This window comes from Streptomyces sp. NPDC002870 (genome assembly GCF_042888505.1).
Lineage (GTDB): Bacteria > Actinomycetota > Actinomycetes > Streptomycetales > Streptomycetaceae > Streptomyces.
This window is the reverse complement of the sequence record NZ_JBIAPW010000033.1, coordinates 51,783-70,593: the sequence shown is the minus strand read 5'-3', so window position 1 is coordinate 70,593 and position 18,811 is coordinate 51,783. Positions and strand designations below refer to the sequence as shown.

15 protein-coding genes and 1 pseudogene are annotated in these 18,811 nt (G+C 70.6%); 5 read left to right on the top strand and 11 right to left on the bottom strand.

All coding sequences use genetic code 11. From position 1 onward, the window contains the following. Positions 1–129 precede the first annotated feature (129 nt). Together ACFYWY_RS30445 and ACFYWY_RS30440 are read left to right on the top strand one after the other, a co-directional pair. Complete coding sequence (locus tag ACFYWY_RS30445; RefSeq protein ID WP_389192047.1) at positions 130–465, top strand: ArsR/SmtB family transcription factor; 336 nt, start codon at positions 130–132, stop codon at positions 463–465. Further along, a pseudogene (locus tag ACFYWY_RS30440) lies at positions 465–1,159 on the top strand (cation transporter). The gene ACFYWY_RS30445 and the pseudogene ACFYWY_RS30440 overlap by 1 nt, the downstream one beginning before the upstream one ends. Positions 1,160–1,267: 108 nt before the next feature. Here the strand turns inward: ACFYWY_RS30440 and ACFYWY_RS30435 are convergent. From ACFYWY_RS30435 to ACFYWY_RS30415, 5 genes are all read right to left on the bottom strand, one after another. Continuing rightward, on the bottom strand, positions 1,268–2,809 hold the full coding sequence (locus tag ACFYWY_RS30435; RefSeq protein WP_389192044.1) for a DEAD/DEAH box helicase: 1,542 nt from the start codon (positions 2,807–2,809) through the stop codon (positions 1,268–1,270). A gap of 93 nt (positions 2,810–2,902) precedes the next feature. Then, on the bottom strand, positions 2,903–3,106 hold the full coding sequence (locus ACFYWY_RS30430; protein WP_003969786.1) for a cold-shock protein: 204 nt from the start codon (positions 3,104–3,106) through the stop codon (positions 2,903–2,905). 199 nt (positions 3,107–3,305) lie between these two features. Beyond that, the gene (locus tag ACFYWY_RS30425) at positions 3,306–4,463 is read right to left on the bottom strand and encodes an acetyl-CoA C-acetyltransferase (protein WP_389192041.1); all 1,158 of its coding nucleotides are present in this window, start codon (positions 4,461–4,463) and stop codon (positions 3,306–3,308) included. Between the two features lie 19 nt (positions 4,464–4,482). After that, on the bottom strand, positions 4,483–5,100 hold the full coding sequence (locus ACFYWY_RS30420) for a TetR/AcrR family transcriptional regulator (protein WP_389192038.1): 618 nt from the start codon (positions 5,098–5,100) through the stop codon (positions 4,483–4,485). Positions 5,101–5,115: 15 nt separating this feature from the next. After that, positions 5,116–5,904, bottom strand: coding sequence for an SDR family oxidoreductase (locus ACFYWY_RS30415; RefSeq protein WP_389192036.1), 789 nt, complete (start codon positions 5,902–5,904; stop codon positions 5,116–5,118). A 46-nt stretch (positions 5,905–5,950) separates the two neighbouring features. Here ACFYWY_RS30415 and ACFYWY_RS30410 point away from each other — a divergent pair, with 46 nt between their 5' ends. Next, positions 5,951–7,096, top strand: a complete 1,146-nt coding sequence (locus tag ACFYWY_RS30410) for an acyl-CoA dehydrogenase family protein (protein ID WP_389192033.1) — start codon at positions 5,951–5,953, stop codon at positions 7,094–7,096. Then, a complete protein-coding gene (locus tag ACFYWY_RS30405) occupies positions 7,096–8,160 on the top strand; it encodes an acyl-CoA dehydrogenase family protein (RefSeq protein ID WP_389192030.1) in 1,065 nt (354 codons plus the stop codon). Before ACFYWY_RS30410 ends, ACFYWY_RS30405 begins: the two co-directional genes overlap by 1 nt. 1 nt (position 8,161) lies before the next feature. Here ACFYWY_RS30405 and ACFYWY_RS30400 read toward each other — a convergent pair whose 3' ends face one another. The 6 genes from ACFYWY_RS30400 to ACFYWY_RS30375 form a co-directional block, all read right to left on the bottom strand. Next, the gene (locus tag ACFYWY_RS30400) at positions 8,162–8,635 is read right to left on the bottom strand and encodes a pyridoxamine 5'-phosphate oxidase family protein (protein ID WP_389192027.1); all 474 of its coding nucleotides are present in this window, start codon (positions 8,633–8,635) and stop codon (positions 8,162–8,164) included. A 119-nt stretch (positions 8,636–8,754) separates the two neighbouring features. Further along, entirely contained in the window at positions 8,755–9,318 is a 564-nt protein-coding gene (locus ACFYWY_RS30395; RefSeq protein ID WP_389192024.1) for a HutD family protein, read from the bottom strand. After that, entirely contained in the window at positions 9,315–10,034 is a 720-nt protein-coding gene (locus ACFYWY_RS30390) for a vWA domain-containing protein (protein ID WP_389192021.1), read from the bottom strand. The genes ACFYWY_RS30395 and ACFYWY_RS30390 overlap by 4 nt, the downstream gene beginning before the upstream one ends. Positions 10,035–10,262: 228 nt before the next feature. Beyond that, entirely contained in the window at positions 10,263–11,723 is a 1,461-nt protein-coding gene (locus tag ACFYWY_RS30385; protein ID WP_389192018.1) for a glutamate synthase subunit beta, read from the bottom strand. Then, positions 11,716–16,281 carry a glutamate synthase large subunit gene (gene gltB, locus ACFYWY_RS30380; RefSeq protein ID WP_389192015.1) on the bottom strand — a complete coding sequence of 1,522 codons (4,566 nt, stop codon included), beginning with the start codon at positions 16,279–16,281 and terminating at the stop codon, positions 11,716–11,718. The genes ACFYWY_RS30385 and gltB overlap by 8 nt, the downstream gene beginning before the upstream one ends. 492 nt (positions 16,282–16,773) lie before the next feature. Beyond that, complete coding sequence (locus ACFYWY_RS30375) at positions 16,774–17,502, bottom strand: VIT1/CCC1 transporter family protein (protein ID WP_389192012.1); 729 nt, start codon at positions 17,500–17,502, stop codon at positions 16,774–16,776. A gap of 207 nt (positions 17,503–17,709) precedes the next feature. On the opposite strand from ACFYWY_RS30375, the gene ACFYWY_RS30370 reads away from it, so the two are divergent. Continuing rightward, positions 17,710–18,768 (top strand): ADP-ribosylglycohydrolase family protein, encoded by a 1,059-nt coding sequence (locus tag ACFYWY_RS30370; RefSeq protein WP_389192010.1) that lies wholly within the window; start codon positions 17,710–17,712, stop codon positions 18,766–18,768. Positions 18,769–18,811: the final 43 nt, after the last annotated feature.

The window sequence follows — 18,811 nt, the reverse complement described above, 5'->3', positions numbered from 1 at the left end:
GCGGTCAGGCTTCGCGGTTGAGCTCCACGACGACGTCCTCGAGCCCTCGAACACCTCGGTCGAGACGTTGCGGGCCTGGCGCGACAATCCATCATTCTGTGAATTCAGGATTCCGTGTACTGTCAGAAGGTGCTGACTCTCGCCGCCGACATCGAGGTACTCACGCGCTTCGGCCGCGCGCTCGCCGACCCGATCCGCTGCCAACTGCTGCTCGCGCTCCGCGAGGCTCCGGCCCACCCGTCCGATCTGGCCGACTCGTTGGGGATCTCCCGCACCCGGCTGTCCAACCATCTGGCGTGCCTGCGCGACTGCGGGCTGGTCGTGGCCGTGCCGGTCGGCCGCCGTACGCGCTACGAACTGGCCGACCCCCGCCTCGGCCATGCGCTGGACGACCTGCGCACCGCCGTGGTCGCCGTCGAGAGCGACCGCGAATGCGCGGACGCCGACGAGAAGGGCTGCTGCTGATGACCGCGGAGATATCCCTGAGCCCGGCGCCCGCGCGGCGCGACGCGCTGGCCCGCCGGATACGTCTGCTGGTCGCCGCCACCATCACGTACAACGTCATCGAGGCGGTCGTCGCGATCACCGCGGGCACGATCGCCTCGTCCACCGCGCTGATCGGCTTCGGGCTGGACTCGGTCATCGAGGTCTCGTCCGCAGCGGCGGTCGCCTGGCAGTTCTCCGCAGCCGACCACGCGGTGCGCGAGGCGCGGGAGAAGACGGCGCTGCGAATCATCGCCGTCTCGTTCTTCGCGCTCGCCGTGTATGTCACGGCCGACGCGATCCGGGCGCTGACCGGCAGCGGCGAGGCGAGGCCGTCGACGCCGGGGATCGTGCTCGCCGCGGTGTCCCTGGCGGTGATGCCGTTCCTGTCCGCCGCCCAGCGCCGGGCCGGCCGCGAACTGGGCTCCGCGTCGGCCGTCGCCGACTCCAAGCAGACCCTGCTGTGCACTTACCTCTCGGCGGTCCTGCTGCTCGGCCTGCTCGCCAACGCGTTCCTGGGCTGGTCGGGGCGGACCCGATCGCGGCGCTGGTGATCGCCGGGGTCGCGGCGAAGGAGGGGCGTGACGCGTGGCGCGGCGATGCGTGCTGCGCGGTCCCGGGGGCAGGGGCGGCGCCGGAGGGGTGCGGGTGCGGCGCGGGCTGCGACTGCGGCTGATAACTGGGGGCTTCGCCCCCAGACCCCCAGTCCTCTTTTCAAGCCTCGTCGGCGTTTGAGGCGTGGGGGTCCCGGGGCGGAGCCCCGGGACCAAGACCTGCCGACGTGCTAGACCGCCGTGCGGCGGCCCCCTTGGGCCCCGCCCTGTGCGCCGCGCCCCGGCCGGCCGCCCTGGCCGCCGCCGGCTCCGCGGCGACCGCGCGTACGCGCCCCGGCCGCGGTGCCGGACTGGGCGCCGCCTCGGCCGCCCTGGCCAGGCACCTGAGCGCGGCGACGCTGCGGGCGCTGCTGAACGACCGGCTGCGGCACCTCGATCGTGATCGCGACCCCCGACGGCTCGCGCGCCCCAGTGAGGCGGCTGAGCTCGTCGTCGCTCGACTTGATCCTCGCCGTGCGCGGCGCAATACCCGCGTCCGACATCAGCCGGGTCATCTCGCGCCGCTGCTCCGGCAGTACCAGCGTCACGACGCTGCCGGACTCGCCCGCCCGCGCGGTGCGCCCACCGCGGTGCAGATAGTCCTTGTGGTCGACGGGCGGATCGACGTTCACGACCAGGTCGAGATCGTCGACATGGATGCCACGGGCCGCCACATTCGTCGCGACCAGCGCGGTGACATGCCCGTTCTTGAACTGGTCGAGCGTGCGGTTGCGCTGCGGCTGCGAGCGGCCGCCGTGCAGGGCCGCCGCCCGTACGCCGCTGGCGAGCAGCCGCTTGGCGAACCGGTCGGCGCCGCGCTTGGTGTCGACGAAGAGGATCACCCGGCCGTCGCGGGCCGCGATACGCATGGCCACGGCCTTCTTGTCCGTCTCGTCGGCCACGTGCAGCACATGGTGCTCCATCGTGGTGACCGCACCCGCGGACGGGTCGACGGAGTGCACGACGGGGTCGGTGAGAAACATCCGTACGAGCCGGTCGATGTTCTTGTCCAGCGTCGCCGAGAACAGCATCCGCTGACCGTCCGCCTCGACCTGCTTGAGCAGCGCCGTGACCTGGGGCATGAAGCCCATGTCGGCCATCTGGTCGGCCTCGTCGAGGACGGTGATCGCCACTCGGTCCAGCACGCAGTCGCCGCGCTCGATCAGGTCCTTGAGCCGCCCGGGCGTGGCCACGAGCACCTCGGCGCCGCGCCGCAGCGCGCCCGACTGCTTGCTGATCGACAGCCCGCCGACGACCGTGGTCAGCCGCAGCTGCACGGAGGTGGCGTACGGCGAGAGGGCGTCGGTGACCTGCTGTGCGAGCTCACGCGTCGGTACGAGAACGAGCGCGAGGGGCGCCCGCGGCTCGGCGCGGCGGCCGGCGATGCGGGCGAGCAGCGCGAGCCCGAAAGCGAGGGTCTTGCCGGAGCCGGTGCGCCCCCGGCCGAGTATGTCCCGGCCGGCAAGGGAGTTCGGCAGCGTCGCGGCCTGGATCGGGAAGGGCTCGGTCACGCCCTGCGCCGCGAGGGTCTTCAGCAGGGCGGCCGGCATGTCCAGCTCGTCGAACGCCTCGACGGCAGGCAGCGCGGGGGTGATGGTTTCCGGCAGCGTGAATTCCTGCGGGGGCGCCACCTTGCGGGCGGGAGCCCTGCCGGAACCCTTCACTGGGCCCTGGGCGCGGGAGTTGACCGGGCGCTTTCGGGTCGGGCGGGCCGGGCGTTCGGAGCGAGTCATGCGGATATTGCCCTCCTGGGCATCTGAGACAGCACAAGCCGGGGCCCGCACCTTCACGGTGCGGGCCCCGGCTGCGAGGTTCGCGTCCAGCTATTAGGCCGGGACGATGTTCTCCGCCTGCGGGCCCTTCTGGCCCTGCGTGACGTCGAAGGAAACCTTCTGGCCCTCCTGGAGCTCGCGGAAGCCCGAGGTAGCGATGTTTGAGTAGTGGGCGAAGACGTCGGCGCCGCCGCCGTCCTGCTCAATGAAGCCGAAGCCCTTTTCCGAGTTGAACCACTTCACGGTTCCAGTAGCCATGTCATTCTCCTAAAACAGGGGCAAGCCGGAAACTCACACCTCGTGAGTTCCCCGTCGCGATATTGAGCCCCATCCGGAGAAGCCGGAAAAACAATAATGTGCGCCTGAGGAAGCATTCCCGTCAGGCGCACACAAAGTTCATGGGTACCAAAACTGCAACGCCTTCACCGTAGCATGCCCGCGCCAGAAAGGCTCGTGTTCACAGCCGTTCGATCACCGTGACGTTGGCCTGACCTCCCCCTTCACACATCGTTTGCAGTCCGTACCTGCCTCCCGTGCGCTCCAGTTCATGCAGCAGCGTCGTCATCAACTTGACGCCCGTGGCGCCCAGCGGGTGGCCCAGGGCGATCGCGCCGCCGTTCACATTGACCTTGTCCGGGTCCGCGCCGGTCTCCTTCAGCCAGGCGAGCACCACGGGCGCGAAGGCCTCGTTGATCTCGACCAGGTCGATGTCGTCGATCGACATGCCGGTCTTCTTCAGCGCGTACGCCGTCGCCGGGATCGGCGCCGACAGCATCCGGATCGGATCCTCGCCCCGTACGGAGAGATGGTGGATCCGGGCCCGTGGGGTGAGGCCGTGCTCGGCCACGGCCCGCTCGCTCGCGATCAGCATCGCGGCCGCGCCGTCCGAGACCTGCGAGGAGCACGCGGCCGTGATGGTGCCGCCCTCCAGGACCGGTTTGAGGGCTGCCATCTTCTCCAGCGTCGTGTCGCGCCGCGGGCCCTCGTCGACCATCACGTCTCCGTACGCCACGAGCTCGCGCTCGAAGCGGCCCTCGTCGATCGCGCGGACCGCACGCCGGTGGGAGGTGAGCGCGAACACCTCCATGTCGCGCCGCGAGATCCCCCACTTCTCCGCGATCAGCTGCGCGCCGTGGAACTGGTTGACCGGCCGGTCGCCGTACCTCGCCCGCCAGCCCTCGCTGCCCGCGAACGGGCCTTCGGTCAGTCCGAGCGGCTCGGCGGCCTGGCGGGACGCGTACGCGATCGGGATCTGCGTCATGTTCTGGGTGCCGCCCGCGACGACCAGGTCCTGGGTGCCCGAGAGGACGCCCTGCGCCGCGAAGTGCACGGCCTGCTGCGACGACCCGCACTGGCGGTCGATCGTCACACCCGGGACCTCTTCGGGCAGTCCCGCCGCCAGCCATGCCGTACGGGCGATGTCGCCGGCCTGCGGGCCCACCGTGTCCAGGCAGCCGAAGACGACGTCCTCGACGGCGGACGGGTCGACTCCGGAGCGTTCGACCAGAGCTTTCAGTACATGTGCGCCCAGGTCCGCCGGGTGCACCCGGGCAAGGCCGCCCTTGCGCCTGCCCACCGGGGTGCGTACCGCTTCGACTATGTAGGCCTCGGCCATGACGACTCCTCCATCGGGGTTACGTACGTACGGCGATCCCGTCCAGCACCATCGACAGGTACTGCCGGGCGATCTCCTCGGGGCTGTGCTGCCCGCCCGGCCGGTACCAGGAGGCGGCCACCCACACGGTGTCGCGCACGAACCGGTAGGTGAGCCGGATGTCCAGGTCGTCGCGGAAGACCCGGTCCGCGACGCCGCGCTCCAGCGTCCCGAGCCATGCCTTCTCGAACTTCTGCTGTGAGTCGGTGAGGTAGTGGAAGCGGGGCTGTGCCGCCAGGTGCCTGGACTCCTTCTGGTAGATCGCGACGGCGGCGCGGTGCCGGTCGATCTCCCGGAAGGACTCGGTGACGAGGGCCTCGATGGTCTCCCTGGGCCCGAGCCCGGCGGCGAGCACGGCGTCGTACCCCTGCCAGAGCTCGTCGAGGAAGGTGGAGAGGATCTCGTCCAGCATCGATTCCTTGGAATCGAAGTGGTAGTAGAGGCTGCCTGCGAGCATCCCCGCCTCGTCCGCGATCTTGCGGACGGTGGTGGCGTTGTACCCCTGGGCGGCGAACACCTCGGCGGCGGTGTCGAGGAGCTCGCGGCGGCGCTCGGGCGAGGCGGTCACCTGGGTCTTCTTCTTGCTGTTGGTCGGCACCCGACCATTCTCGTCCTACGCATGCTGGCTGCTGACGGAGAGGACCTCGCCGGTCAGGTACGAGGAGTAGCCGCTGGCCAGGAAGACGATGGCGTTGGCGATCTCCCACGGTTCGGCATACCGCCCGAAGGCCTCCTTCGCGGTCAGCTCCTGAAGCAGCTCGGCCGATGTGACCTTCACCAGATGCGGATGCATGGCGAGGCTGGGGGCGACGGCGTTGACGCGTACGCCGTACTCCGCGGCCTCGATCGCCGCGCAGCGGGTGAGCGCCATGACTCCGGCCTTGGCGGCGGCGTAGTGGGCCTGGCCGGCCTGGGCGCGCCAGCCGACGACGGAGGAGTTGTTGACGATCACTCCGCCGCGGCCGGCTGCCCGGAAGGAGCGCAGGGCGGCCCGGGTGCAGCGGAACGTGCCGTTCAGCGTGACGTCGAGGACCTTGTCCCACTGTTCGTCACTCATGTCGACGAGTGCGGCGGTGCCGCCGAGACCGGCGTTGTTGACCACGATGTCGAGGCCGCCGTGGTCCCGTACCGCCTTCTCGAACAGCGCCCTGACCTGGGTCTCGTCGGTCACGTCGCAGGGCAGTGACGCCACGGCGGCTGTGCCGAACTCCTCCGCGAGCGCGGCCTCGGTCTCCTTGAGGCGGCGTGCGTGGGCATCGCCGATGAGGATGCGCGCGCCCTCCTGGAGGAATTTCCGGGCGGTCGCGCCGCCGATCCCGGCGCCGGCCGCGGCGGTGATCACGGCGGTACGGCCCTTCAGCAGGTCGTGACCCGGTACGTACTGCGCCCTGTTGTCCGTCACGGCGGCAGGTTAACCTACCAAACACTTGTTAGGGAAGGACGGGCGAATGGACCTGCACCACTCCGCCGACGAGGAAGCCTTCCGTGCCGAGGCCCGCGCCTGGCTCGCCGCGCATGTGCCCGCCGAACCGCTGCCGTCCCTGGAGACGAGGGAGGGCTTCGCGGCGCACCGCGCATGGGAGGCGCGGCTCTGCGCGGACCGCTGGTCGGTCGTCTCCTGGCCGCGGGAGTACGGCGGCCGGGGCGTCGACATCTTCCAATGGCTGATCTTCGAGGAGGAGTACTACGCGGCGGGTGCGCCGGGCCGGGTCTCGCAGAACGGCATCCACCTCCTCGCCCCCACGCTCTTCGACCACGCCACGCGCGAGCAGCGGGCCCGCGTGCTGCCGGCGATGGCGAGCGGCGAGGTCATCTGGGCGCAGGCCTGGTCGGAGCCCGAGTCGGGCTCCGACCTCGCGTCGCTGAAGTCCCGCGCGGTGCGGACGGGCGGCGGCTGGCTGCTGAGCGGGCAGAAGACCTGGTCCTCGCGGGCGGCCTTCGCGGACCGGGCTTTCGGCCTCTTCCGGAGCGACCCCGATGCGCCGAAGCCGCATCACGGTCTCATCTATCTGATGTTCGACCTGTCGGCGCCGGGGGTGACGGTCCGCCCCATCGGCCGCCTCGACGGCAAGCCCGCCTTCGCCGAGCTCTTCCTCGACGAGGTCTTCGTCCCCGACGAGGACGTGATCGGCGAGCCCGGTCAGGGCTGGCGGATCGCGATGTCCACGACGGGCAACGAGCGGGGGCTGACGCTGCGCTCCCCCGGCCGTTTCCTCGCCGCGGCGGACCGTCTCGTCCGGCAGTGGCGCGCGAGCGCCGATCCGGCCGACACGGCGCTGCGCGACCGGGTCGCGGACGCGGTGATCGGCGCGCGTGCGTATCAGCTGTTCACCTGCGCGAACGCCTCGCGCTTCGCGGCGGGGGCGGACATCGGCCCGGAGTCGAGCCTGAACAAGGTCTTCTGGTCGCGGTACGACATCGCCCTGCACGAGACGGCGCTCGATCTGCTGGGCGCGGGAGGGGAGTTGGCGGAAGGCGAGTGGGCGGAGGGGTATGTCTTCTCGCTCGCGGGCCCCATCTACGCCGGTACGAACGAGATCCAGCGCGACATCATCGCCGAGCGTCTGCTCGGCCTTCCGAAGGGCCGCCGCTGATGCGTTTTCTGCTCAACGACGAACAGGCGGCGTTCGCCCGCTCGCTGGACGCACTGCTGACAGCGGCGGACACACCGTCGACCGCCCGCGCCTGGTCCACCGGGAACCACGCCCCGGGCCTGGCACTGTGGTCACGCCTCGCCGAGGCGGGGGTCTTCGCGCTCGCGATCCCTCAGACGTACGAGGGAGTGGGCCCACTCCCGGTCGAACTTGCGGTGGCCTTCGTGGAGTTGGGTCGCCACGCGGTCCCCGGCCCGTTGGTGGAAACGGTGGCCGCGGCGTCGCTGCTGACCCGCCTGGCCGAACAGGGTGACGCGTCCCCGGCGAAGCGACTGCTGCCGCCGCTGGCGTCGGGCGACGCGGTGGCGACACTCGCGGCGGGGTCGGGGGGCTCGCCGGCGCTGGACGCGGACGCGGCGACGGTGACGCTGGCGGTGGAGGGGGCGGCCGACGCGGACGCCGCCTCGACCGGCGACGCGAGCGCGCGGGGTGCGGGAGCGGACGCAAGGTACGCCCCAGTCGGGGACGCCGCCCTTCGCCTCGCTCCCGGGCACGGGCCCGTCCGTATGTCCGTCGATCCCGTCCGGCGGCTGGCCGTGCCCGCCGACGGGGGCGAGGTCCTCGCCGAGGGCGCGCACGTCGCCGACGCCTTCGCGTACGCCGCGGACGTCGCCGCCCTCGTCACCGCCGCTCAAGCTCTCGGCGTCGGGCTCGCTCTCCTCGACCGGACCGTTGCCTACGTCAAGCAGCGCACCCAGTTCGGAACCGCCATCGGGACCTTCCAGGCGGTCAAGCACCGGCTGGCGGACACCCTCATCGGGCTCGAGTTCGCCCGGCCGCTGCTCTACGGGGCCGCGCTTTCGATGACCTCCGCCGATATCGCCGCGGCCAAGGTGACCGCGGGCGAGGCCGCGTACGCCGCTGCCCGCACCGCGCTCCAGCTCCATGGAGCGGTCGGCTACACCGACGAGCTCGACCTCTCGCTCTGGCTGCGCAAGGCACGTCCGCTGCGCGACGCCTGGGGTACCCCCGCGCAGTGCCGGGCGCGGGTGCTCGCCGGCTGACTCAGCGGCGCCGCTGCGTGCGGACGGCCGCGCCCGGCCGCCAGGTCCGTACGACCAGTTCCTCGCCGTCGACGTACGTCCGCACCACCTCGCCCAGCTCCACCCGGAAGAGATGAAACGGCTCCGGCGGCTTGGCCTCGGCCACGAACCGGCGGATCACCTCGGGATCGGTCACCTCCACCGCGCGGCCGCCGATCCGTACATCGCCGCCGTCCATGGAGTCGCCCGAGCCCGGATTCGTGTGGATCGCGAAGCGCGGATCGCGCTGGAGGTCCTGCGCCTTACGGGAGTTCGGCATCATGCCGAGCCACATCTCGCCGAAGCGGAAGTCCACTTCCAGGCCGGTCAGCCGCGGGGACCCGTCCTTGCGCAAGGTGGCGAGGACATGATGCTTGTACTGCTGGAATCGCTGCTGAACGGACTCGGCGAAGGCCGGCTCGGCCGCCTGGAAGTCCGCCCACGTGAAAGAGGTCATAGGCCCATCGAACCGTGGGATCCCGACACCTTCTGTCGGGTTTCACAGCCGGGCACCGGCGCGGATGCCGTTCCGGGGGGAAGGTGCACGACTACCGGGTGCCCGGCGCGTCGACCCGCTCACTCGCTCGACAGTGTGACCACCACCGCGAACCCCTGCGTCCGGAGCACACCTGGCGACTCGCCCGTCGCCAGCACCGCGTCGTAGCGACCGAGTTCGACGTCCGCCCCCTCGAGCACAGCGCCGTCCTCGAGCGCCACGGCCAGGACCGCCCCGCCCTCGGGGACCATGAGCCGGACGGTGCCGCGCACGACCGCGGTCTCCGCTTCCGTATGCCCCCTGCGGTACATCACGTTGAAGTTCACGACGGGCCCGTCGAGGAGACTGCCATACGTCTCCGAGTCCCCGGGGAAGTCGTGAGGCCAGTACTGCTCGTCGACGATGTGGTGCTCGCCGCCCACCATGAGGTCCATCCCGGCCCCCTCCACGACGGTCAGGGTCCGGTCGATCCCGGAGAACGCGGAGAACGGTCCGTCCGCGCCGACGTCCGCGAGGCTGATCCGCCAGTCGAAGGCGTCCATCCCGGCGCCCTCGGGCGAGACGGCGATCTCGCGGGTGACGCCGCCGCCGTTCTTCCACGGCAGCGCCGCCCGGTCGGCCGCCCTCAGTACCCGTACCGTCATCGCACGATCTCCTGCGCACGGGCGGCGGCCAGCCAGCTGGGGAACTCGGCGACCAGCCGGTCGTACAGCTCGGCGTCCGGGACCTGTCGCGGGTCGAGTCCGGCGTGGAAGAAGCCCGCGTTGTCGACAGCGCGCTTGGCCGGCACGGCCAGTTCGTCGAGCTTGTGCAGGAAGTCGAACTGCGAGCTGCGCTTGTTGCCGAAGCCGATGAACTGCCAGAACAGCGGCAGCTTCGCCGCCTTGCACAGATAGCGTTCGGCCGCGTGCTTGCTGATCGGGCCGCCGTCCGTCTGGAAGACGACCAGCGCGGGCGCGGTCGAGCCGCTGTCGATGTAGTGGTCGATGACCGCGTCCATGGCCAGGTGGTAGCTGGTCTTGCCCATGTGCCCGAGGCCCGCCACGATCTCGTCGACCCGGCCGCGGTGGTTCTCCAGGGCGATGTCCGTGACCGCGTCGATGTCCGTCGAGAAGAAGAAGACGGGCACGGACCCGTCGTCGTCGAGGTGGGCCGACAGACCGAGCACCCGGTCGGCGAGAGCCTGGACGCTGCCGTCCTTGTAGTAGTCCCTCATGGAGCCGGAGTAGTCGAGCACCAGATAGACGGCCGCGCGCTCCCCGCTGAGCCGGTGCTTCGCCAGACAGACACCGGCGCTCTTGTAGAAGCTGACCAGCGCGGGAGCGGTCTCCTCGATCTTGCGGAGACTGATGGCCGCCATGCGGGGCTCCGTTCGTTCCAACTGACGGGAGGGCGGGAGAGTTGATAACCGGGAGATTGAGACACGGGAGGGTTGAGACACCGGAGGTTGAGACTACGTCCACAACGCACCGCGGCGCCTGCCCATCGTCCGGTCGGGGACAGGGCAGGCGCCGCGTTACGGGTCCGGGGGTGTCCCCGGTTCAACAGCCCGCACACCGTTGTACGGGACGTTCTGTGGAGGTGGAACTCAGACCGTCAGCGCACGGTCCGTCGGGCGGATCGGAGCCGGCAGCTCGCTCGCTCCCGTCAGGTAGCGGTCGACACCGCGCGCCGCCGAGCGGCCCTCGGCGATCGCCCACACGATCAGCGACTGCCCACGGCCCGCGTCACCCGCGACGTACACGCCGTCGACGTTCGTCGCGAAGTCCGCGTCCCGCGCGATGTTGCCCCGCTCGTCCAGCTCCAGGCCGAACTGCTGGACCAGACCGTTCTCCTGGTCAGTGCCGGTGAAGCCCATCGCCAGCGTGACCAGCTGCGCGGGCAGCTTGCGCTCCGTGCCCGGCTTCTGGGTGAGCTTGCCGTCTACGAACTCCACCTCGACCAGGTGCAGGAACTGCACGTTCCCCTCGTCGTCGCCCTCGAAGTGCGTCGTCGAGACGGAGTAGACCCGCTCGCCGCCCTCCTCGTGCGCCGAGGTGACCTTGTACAGCATGGGGAACGTCGGCCACGGCTGGCCCGACGGCCGCTCCTCGCCGGGACGCGGCATGATCTCCAGCTGCGTGACGGAGGCAGCGCCCTGCCGGTGCGCCGTGCCGACGCAGTCCGCGCCGGTGTCGCCGCCGCCGATGACGACCACGTGCTTGCCCTCCGCCGTGATCGGCGGGGCCACGAAGTCGCCCTCCTGGACCTTGTTGGAGAGCGGCAGGTATTCCATGGCGAAGTGGATGCCGTTCAGCTCACGGCCCGGGACGGGCAGATCGCGTGAGACGGTCGAGCCGGCCGCGATGACCACCGCGTCGTACCGCCTGCGCAGCTTCGCCGCGTCGATGTCGCGGCCGACCTCCACCTCGGTACGGAACTTGGTGCCCTCCGCCCGCATCTGCTCGATGCGCCGGTTGATGTGCACCTTCTCCATCTTGAACTCGGGGATGCCGTACCGCAGCAGCCCACCGATGCGGTCCGCGCGCTCGTACACCGCGACCGTGTGACCCGCCCGCGTCAGCTGCTGCGCCGCGGCCAGACCCGCCGGGCCCGAGCCGATGACCGCGACCGTCTTGCCGGAGAGCCGCTCCGGCGCCTGGGGCCGTACGTCATTGCTGTCCCAGGCCTTGTCGATGATCGAGACTTCGACGTTCTTGATGGTGACGGCCGGCTGGTTGATGCCGAGGACACAGGCCGCCTCGCACGGAGCGGGGCACAGACGGCCGGTGAACTCCGGGAAGTTGTTGGTCGCGTGCAGCCGCTCGCTCGCGGCCGCCCAGTCCTCGCGGTAGGCGTAGTCGTTCCACTCGGGGATGAGGTTGCCCAGCGGACAGCCGTTGTGGCAGAACGGGATGCCGCAGTCCATGCAGCGCCCGGCCTGCTTGCTGATGATCGGCAGCAGCGAGCCGGGAACGTAGACCTCGTTCCAGTCCTTCACGCGCTCCGCCACGGGACGGGTCTCGGCGACCTCGCGCCCGGTGGTCAGGAAGCCCTTGGGGTCAGCCATTGGTCGCCGCCTCCATCATCTTCTCGGTGGTCTCCTGCTCGGAGAGACCGGCGAGCTCAGCGGCGTCCTTGGCGGCGAGCACTGCCTTGTACGTGGTCGGGATGATCTTGCTGAATCGGTCAACCGCAACGGCCCACTCGGCCAGCAGCTTCGCTGCGACGGTGGAGCCCGTCTCCTCCTGGTGGCGGCGCACGACGTCGTGCAGCCACTCCTTGTCGGTGTCCGAGAGAGCCTCGACGGCGTCGACGTTGCCGACGTTGACGTTGTCGCGGTCGAGGTCGATGACGTACGCGACACCGCCGGACATGCCGGCTGCGAAGTTACGTCCGGTCTCGCCCAGCACCACCGCGTGGCCGCCGGTCATGTACTCGCAGCCGTGGTCGCCCACGCCCTCCGAGACGACCGTGGCGCCGGAGTTGCGGACGCAGAACCGCTCTCCGGTACGGCCGCGCAGGAACAGCTCGCCGCCGGTCGCACCGTAGGCGATGGTGTTGCCCGCGATGGTGGAGTACTCGGCGAGGTGGTCGGCGCCCCGGTCCGGGCGGACGACGACGCGGCCGCCGGAGAGACCCTTGCCGACGTAGTCGTTGGCGTCGCCCTCCAGGCGCAGCGTGACGCCCCGCGGGACGAACGCGCCGAAGGACTGGCCCGCCGAGCCGGTGAAGGTGATGTCGATGGTGTCGTCGGGCAGGCCCGCGCCGCCGAACTTCTTCGTCACCTCGTAACCGAGCATCGTGCCGACGGTCCGGTTGATGTTGCGGATCGCCACCTGCGCGCGGACCGGCTGGGCCTCCTCGGCGGTGGCGGCGTTCAGCGCTTCGGCGGCGAGCTGGATCAGCTCCTTGTCGAGCGCCTTCTCCAGGCTGTGGTCCTGCTCGATCAGCGCATGGCGCACCGCGCCGTCCGGCAGCTCGGGGACGTAGAAGAGCGGAGCCAGGTCGAGGCCCTGCGCCTTCCAGTGGTCCACGGCCCGCTCGGTGTCGAGCAGTTCCGCGTGGCCGACGGCCTCTTCGACCGAGCGGAAGCCCAGCTCGGCGAGGAGCTCACGGACCTCCTCCGCGATGAACTCGAAGAAGTTGACGACGTATTCGGCCTTGCCGGCGAACCGCTCGCGCAGCACCGGGTTCTGCGTGGCGATGCCGACCGGGCAGGTGTCCAGGTGGCAGACGCGCATCATGATGCAGCCGGAGACGACGAGCGGCGCGGTCGCGAAACCGAACTCCTCGGCGCCGAGCAGCGCGGCGATGACCACGTCACGGCCGGTCTTCAGCTGGCCGTCGGTCTGGACGACGATGCGGTCGCGCAGGCCGTTGAGCAGCAGGGTCTGCTGGGTCTCTGCGAGGCCGAGTTCCCAGGGGCCGCCCGCGTGCTTCAGCGAGGTGAGGGGAGAAGCGCCGGTGCCGCCGTCGTGGCCGGAGATCAGGACTACGTCCGCGTGCGCCTTGGAGACACCCGCGGCGACCGTGCCGACGCCGACCTCGGAGACCAGCTTCACATGGATGCGGGCGAGCGGGTTGGCGTTCTTGAGGTCGTGGATCAGCTGAGCCAGGTCCTCGATGGAGTAGATGTCGTGGTGCGGCGGCGGGGAGATCAGACCGACGCCCGGGGTCGAGTGCCGGGTCTTGGCGACCCAGGGGTAGACCTTGTGTCCGGGCAGCTGGCCGCCCTCGCCGGGCTTCGCGCCCTGCGCCATCTTGATCTGGATGTCGTCCGCGTTGACCAGGTACTCCGAGGTCACACCGAAGCGGCCGGAGGCGACCTGCTTGATGGACGAGCGGCGCTCCGGGTCGTACAGGCGCTCCGCGTCCTCGCCGCCCTCGCCGGTGTTGGACTTGCCGCCCAGCTTGTTCATGGCGATGGCGAGGGTCTCGTGCGCCTCGCGGGAGATCGAGCCGTACGACATGGCGCCGGTGGAGAAGCGCTTGACGATCGCGGAGACCGGCTCGACCTCTTCGAGAGGGATCGGCTGCCGGTCGGTCTTGAAGCCGAACAGGCCGCGGAGCGTCATCAGCCGCTCGGACTGCTCGTTCACCCGGTCCGTGTACTTCTTGAAGATGTCGTAGCTGCGCGAGCGCGTGGCGTGCTGCAGCCGGAAGACCGTCTCCGGGTCGAACAGGTGCGGCTCGCCCTCACGCCGCCACTGGTACTCGCCGCCGATCTCCAGCGCGCGGTGCGAGGCCGCGATGCCGGAGGCCGGGTAGGCCTTGGCGTGCCGGGCGGCGACCTCCTTGGCGACGACGTCGAGTCCGGCTCCGCCGATCTTCGTGGCGGTGCCGTTGAAGTACTTCTCCACGAAGGCCTCGTCGAGGCCGACGGCTTCGAAGACCTGCGCGCCGCGGTAGGAGGCGACGGTCGAGATGCCCATCTTGGACATGACCTTCAAAACGCCCTTGCCCAGGGCGTAGATCAGGTTGCGGATGGCCTTCTCGGGCTCCAGGCCCTCGATGAAGGTGCCGGCGCGGACCAGGTCCTCGACCGACTCCATCGCCAGGTACGGGTTGACGGCGGCCGCGCCGTAGCCGATGAGAAGCGCGACATGGTGCACCTCTCGTACGTCGCCGGCCTCGACCAGCAGACCCACCTGGGTGCGCTGCTTGGTGCGGATGAGGTGGTGGTGCACGGCGGAGGTGAGCAGCAGCGACGGGATCGGCGCGTGCTCGGCGTCCGAGTGCCGGTCGGAGAGGACGATCAGTCGGGCGCCGTCCTCTATGGCGGCGTCGGCCTCGGCGCAGATCTCCTCGATACGGGCCGCGAGGGCCTCGCCGCCACCGCTGACGCGGTAGAGACCGGAGAGGGTCGCGGCGGTCATCCCGGGCATGTCGCCGTCGGCGTTGACGTGGATGAGCTTGGCCAGCTCGTCGTTGTCGATCACCGGAAACGGCAGCGTGACCGACCGGCAGGAGGCCGCGGTCGGCTCGAGCAGATTGCCCTGCGGGCCCAGCGAGGAGTGCAGCGAGGTGACGAGCTCCTCGCGGATGGCGTCCAGCGGCGGGTTGGTGACCTGCGCGAACAGCTGGGTGAAGTAGTCGAAGAGCAGCCGGGGGCGCTCGGACAGGGCCGCGATCGGGGAGTCCGTACCCATGGAGCCGAGCGGCTCGCCGGCGGTCCTGGCCATGGGGGCGAGGATGACGCGCAGCTCCTCCTCGGTGTACCCGAAGGTCTGCTGGCGGCGGGTGACAGAGGCGTGGGTGTGGACGATGTGCTCGCGCTCGGGCAGGTCCTCGAGCTCGATCTCGCCGGCCTCCAGCCACTCCTGGTACGGGTGCTCGGCGGCGAGCGCGGACTTGATCTCGTCGTCCTCGATGATGCGGTGCTCGGCGGTGTCGACGAGGAACATCCTGCCGGGCTGGAGGCGGCCCTTGCGGACGACCTTGGCCGGGTCGATGTCGAGGACGCCGACCTCGGAGGAGAGGACGACGAGTCCGTCGTCGGTGACCCAGTAGCGGCCGGGGCGCAGACCGTTGCGGTCGAGGACCGCACCGACCTGGGTGCCGTCGGTGAAGGTGACACAGGCCGGGCCGTCCCAGGGCTCCATCATCGTGGAGTGGTACTGGTAGAAGGCGCGCCGGGCCGGGTCCATGGAGTCGTGGTTCTCCCACGCCTCGGGGACCATCATCAGCACGGAGTGCGGCAGGGAGCGGCCGCCGAGGTGGAGCAGCTCCAGGACCTCGTCGAAGGACGCGGAGTCGGAGGCGTCCGGCGTGCAGACCGGGAAGATCCGCTCCAGCTGCTCCGCCCCGAAGAGCTCGGAGGCGAGCTGCGACTCACGGGCGCGCATCCAGTTGCGGTTGCCCTTGACCGTGTTGATCTCGCCGTTGTGCGCGACGAAGCGGTACGGGTGGGCGAGCGGCCAGCTCGGGAAGGTGTTGGTCGAGAACCGCGAGTGCACGAGCGCGACGGCGGTCGCCAGACGACGGTCGGAGAGGTCCGGGAAGAAGGGCTCCAGCTGGCCGGTGGTCAGCATGCCCTTGTAAACGATGGTGCGGGCGGAGAGCGAGGGGAAGTAGACGCCGGCCTCGCGCTCGGCGCGCTTGCGCAGCACGAACGCCTTGCGGTCCAGCGCGATGCCCTTGGCGCCGTCCGTTCCGTCCGACACGAAGAGCTGGGAGAAGGCCGGCATGGTGGCGCGCGCGCCGTTGCCGAGCAGATCCGGGGTGACCGGGACTTCGCGCCAGCCGAGGACCGTCAGGCCCTCTTCTGCGGCGATCGTCTCGATGCGTGAGACGGCGTCCGCGGAGTCCTCGTACGGCAGGAAGGCGATTCCGACAGCGTACGAACCGGCTTCGGGAAGATCGAACTTGCTGACCTCACGCAAGAACGCGTCCGGGACCTGAAGCAGGATGCCCGCGCCGTCACCCGAGTCGGGCTCTGAGCCGGTGGCACCGCGGTGCTCGAGATTACGCAGTACGGTCAGCGCCTGCTCGACCAGCGCATGGCTGGCAACACCGGTGAGGGTGGCCACGAACCCGACGCCGCATGCGTCGTGTTCGTTACGGGGGTCGTACAGCCCCTGGGGGGCGGGGCGACCGTCCATGGGCGACCAGGCGTCGGAACGCATTGGCACTCCCGTCGTCGTCGTGGCATATGCAACTGCCGAGGGACGACGTTGGCCCTCCGCGAAATTTCGTGCAGGTTACATGATGGAGTGCTTCTCGGAAAGTGGATAGGTCATTCCAACATGCGGACACCGCGCATAGCGGTGAAGGTGGGGCACAGTCGGACAGATCAATGCCCGTGGGCCCGTCGCAGAGCAGGCTTCATTGCCGGCAGCGCCTACGGCTCATGCCCAGTGATTAAGGGGCCGAAACCGCGGAGTAACGGCTGCATGTGTAGCGCCATGCACAGTGTCTCACCTGAGGCGGTTTTGGTAGAGGGGGCGTACGTCACAACCTTGGGCGCGACCGGCCCGGGAACGCACGCGAAGGCACCGCCGCCCTGGTGGGAGGCGGTGCCCTGGTGGGAGGCGGTGCGTCCGGCTCGGATGTTTTTGCCGCGCCCAGGGGCCGCGGATGTGGGGGCTGCGGGTGCTGCGGGGGCTGCGGGGCTGCGGTCAGAGGGCCGCACCGAAGAGCGTCCCGAGTCCGTAGGTGACGGCCGCCGCCGCGCCACCGAGGAGCAGCTGGCGCAGTCCGCTGTACCACCAGCGGCGGGCGGTGACCCGGGCGACGAGCGCGCCGCAGGCGAAGAGCCCGGCCAGCGCGAGCAGCACCGCGGGCCACAGGGAGCTCGCGCCGAGCAGATACGGCAGTACGGGCAGCAGCGCGCCCAGCGCGAACGAGCCGAAGGACGAGACGGCGGCGACGGTCGGCGAAGGCAGGTCGTCCGGGTCGATGCCCAGCTCCTCGCGGGCGTGGATCTCCAGCGCCTGCTCCGGGTCCTTGGAGAGCTGCAACGCCACCTCGCGGGCGAGTGCGGGCTCGACGCCGCGGGCCACGTACAGCGCGGCGAGCTCCTCCATCTCGTCGACCGGGTGCTTGCGCAACTCCCGCCGCTCCACGTCCAGTTCGGCCTCGACGAGCTCCCGCTGGGAGGCCACGGAGGTGTACTCGCCGGCCGCCATCGAGAATGCGCCCGCGGCGAGTCCGGCGAGCCCCGTGATGACGATGGCCTGCTGGGACACGGCGCCGCCCGCGACTCCGGTCATCAGGGCGAGGTTGGAGACCAGTCCGTCCATCGCGCCGAAGACCGCGGGGCGCAGCCAGCCGCCGCTGACATCACGGTGGGTGTGGTTGTCGCGGTGCGCCACGTGGAGCGACGCCTCGGTTTCGATGATGGACACAGGTCTCCCCTTCTCCGGGAGCGGGCCCGGTGGTCCCGCTCCCACCAACACCCTCGAAAATACGCACGATGTAAGGGGCGCGCCAGCAAGGCAGGCCGTACTTACCTGTAGTCAGGCGGGTGACAGAAACGTTTCTCAGACTCGTCGCCCGCCGCGTGTGGCACAGATGCAGGAACAGGCTCGGCGCGCGCGAAAGGGGCCCGCCCCATGGAGTTGATTGCATGCAATCCCGCCGATCCCGCCGCCCGCGCCCCCACAGCCCCTGTAACGGCCGCCGCCGTACTCCGCGACCGAGCCTGCGGCGCACTGCTCGGCCTCGCGGTGGGCGATGCGCTCGGCGCTCCCGCGGAGAACTTGCGGCCGTCCGAGATCCGCCGCCGGTGGGGCCGTATCGAAGGCTTCGTGAGCGAGGACCCGGCGGGTACGGACGACACGGAGTACGCGATCTTCTCCGGGCTGCTGCTGGCGCGGCACGGCTCGGCGCTGACCGTCGCGCATGTCGAGAAGGCGTGGCACCACTGGATCGCGGATCTGGACGAAGGCCCGTTCCGCGGGGCGGGGTTCAGCGAACGCGGCACCCTGGAGAACCTGCGGCGCGGGCTCGCCGCCCCGATCTCGGCCCAGCACCGGCACGCGTGGAGCGACGGGCTGGCGATGCGCGCGGCGCCGTTCGGCGTCTTCGCGGCGGGCCACCCGGCGGAGGCGGCGCGGCTGGTCGCGATCGACGGCACCGTCAGCCACGACGGCGAGGGCATCTACGGCGGCCAGGCGGTGGCGGCGGGCGTCGCCGCGGCGATGGCGGGCGCGGGCCCGGCCGGAGTGATCGGCGCGGCGCTCTCCGTGGTCCCGATGGACTCCTGGACGGCCCGCTCCCTGCGCCGCGCGGTGGTCGCGGCCCAGCGCACCCACGCGCACACCCTGGCGATGGAACGGGCGGTCCGCTCGGCGGTGGTGATCGGCGGCTATCCGTGGACGGACCTGGCCCCTGAGGCGGTGGGCCTGGCGTTCGGCGCGTTCGCGGCGGCCCGCGGGGACTTCCGTACGTCGGTTCTCACCGCGGTCAACATGGGCCGCGACGCGGACACCACGGCGGCGGTCGCGGGCGCGCTGGCCGGGGCGATGTCAGGGGCCACGGCGATCCCCCCGGAATGGTCCTCGGCCATCGGCCCGGTCCGCGGCAGCTGCCTCCCGTCGATGACCGGGTACCACGTCCTGGACATCGCGGAACTGCTCACCCCGGACGACGACCCGCAGGCGGCGTCATGACGTGCGAGCCGCGGTGGCGCGAGGACGCGGGACGCGAGGGGCC

Coding starts and splice junctions, on each gene's coding strand:
- ACFYWY_RS30430 (WP_003969786.1), bottom strand. CDS start 3,106: ATGGCTACTGGAACCGTGAAGTGGTTCAACTCGGAAAAGGGCTTCGGC.
- ACFYWY_RS30370 (WP_389192010.1), top strand. CDS start 17,710: ATGGAGTTGATTGCATGCAATCCCGCCGATCCCGCCGCCCGCGCCCCC.
- ACFYWY_RS30410 (WP_389192033.1), top strand. CDS start 5,951: ATGGACCTGCACCACTCCGCCGACGAGGAAGCCTTCCGTGCCGAGGCC.
- ACFYWY_RS30405 (WP_389192030.1), top strand. CDS start 7,096: ATGCGTTTTCTGCTCAACGACGAACAGGCGGCGTTCGCCCGCTCGCTG.
- ACFYWY_RS30385 (WP_389192018.1), bottom strand. CDS start 11,723: ATGGCTGACCCCAAGGGCTTCCTGACCACCGGGCGCGAGGTCGCCGAG.
- gltB (WP_389192015.1), bottom strand. CDS start 16,281: ATGCGTTCCGACGCCTGGTCGCCCATGGACGGTCGCCCCGCCCCCCAG.
- ACFYWY_RS30435 (WP_389192044.1), bottom strand. CDS start 2,809: ATGACTCGCTCCGAACGCCCGGCCCGCCCGACCCGAAAGCGCCCGGTC.
- ACFYWY_RS30425 (WP_389192041.1), bottom strand. CDS start 4,463: ATGGCCGAGGCCTACATAGTCGAAGCGGTACGCACCCCGGTGGGCAGG.
- ACFYWY_RS30395 (WP_389192024.1), bottom strand. CDS start 9,318: ATGACGGTACGGGTACTGAGGGCGGCCGACCGGGCGGCGCTGCCGTGG.
- ACFYWY_RS30390 (WP_389192021.1), bottom strand. CDS start 10,034: ATGGCGGCCATCAGTCTCCGCAAGATCGAGGAGACCGCTCCCGCGCTG.
- ACFYWY_RS30400 (WP_389192027.1), bottom strand. CDS start 8,635: ATGACCTCTTTCACGTGGGCGGACTTCCAGGCGGCCGAGCCGGCCTTC.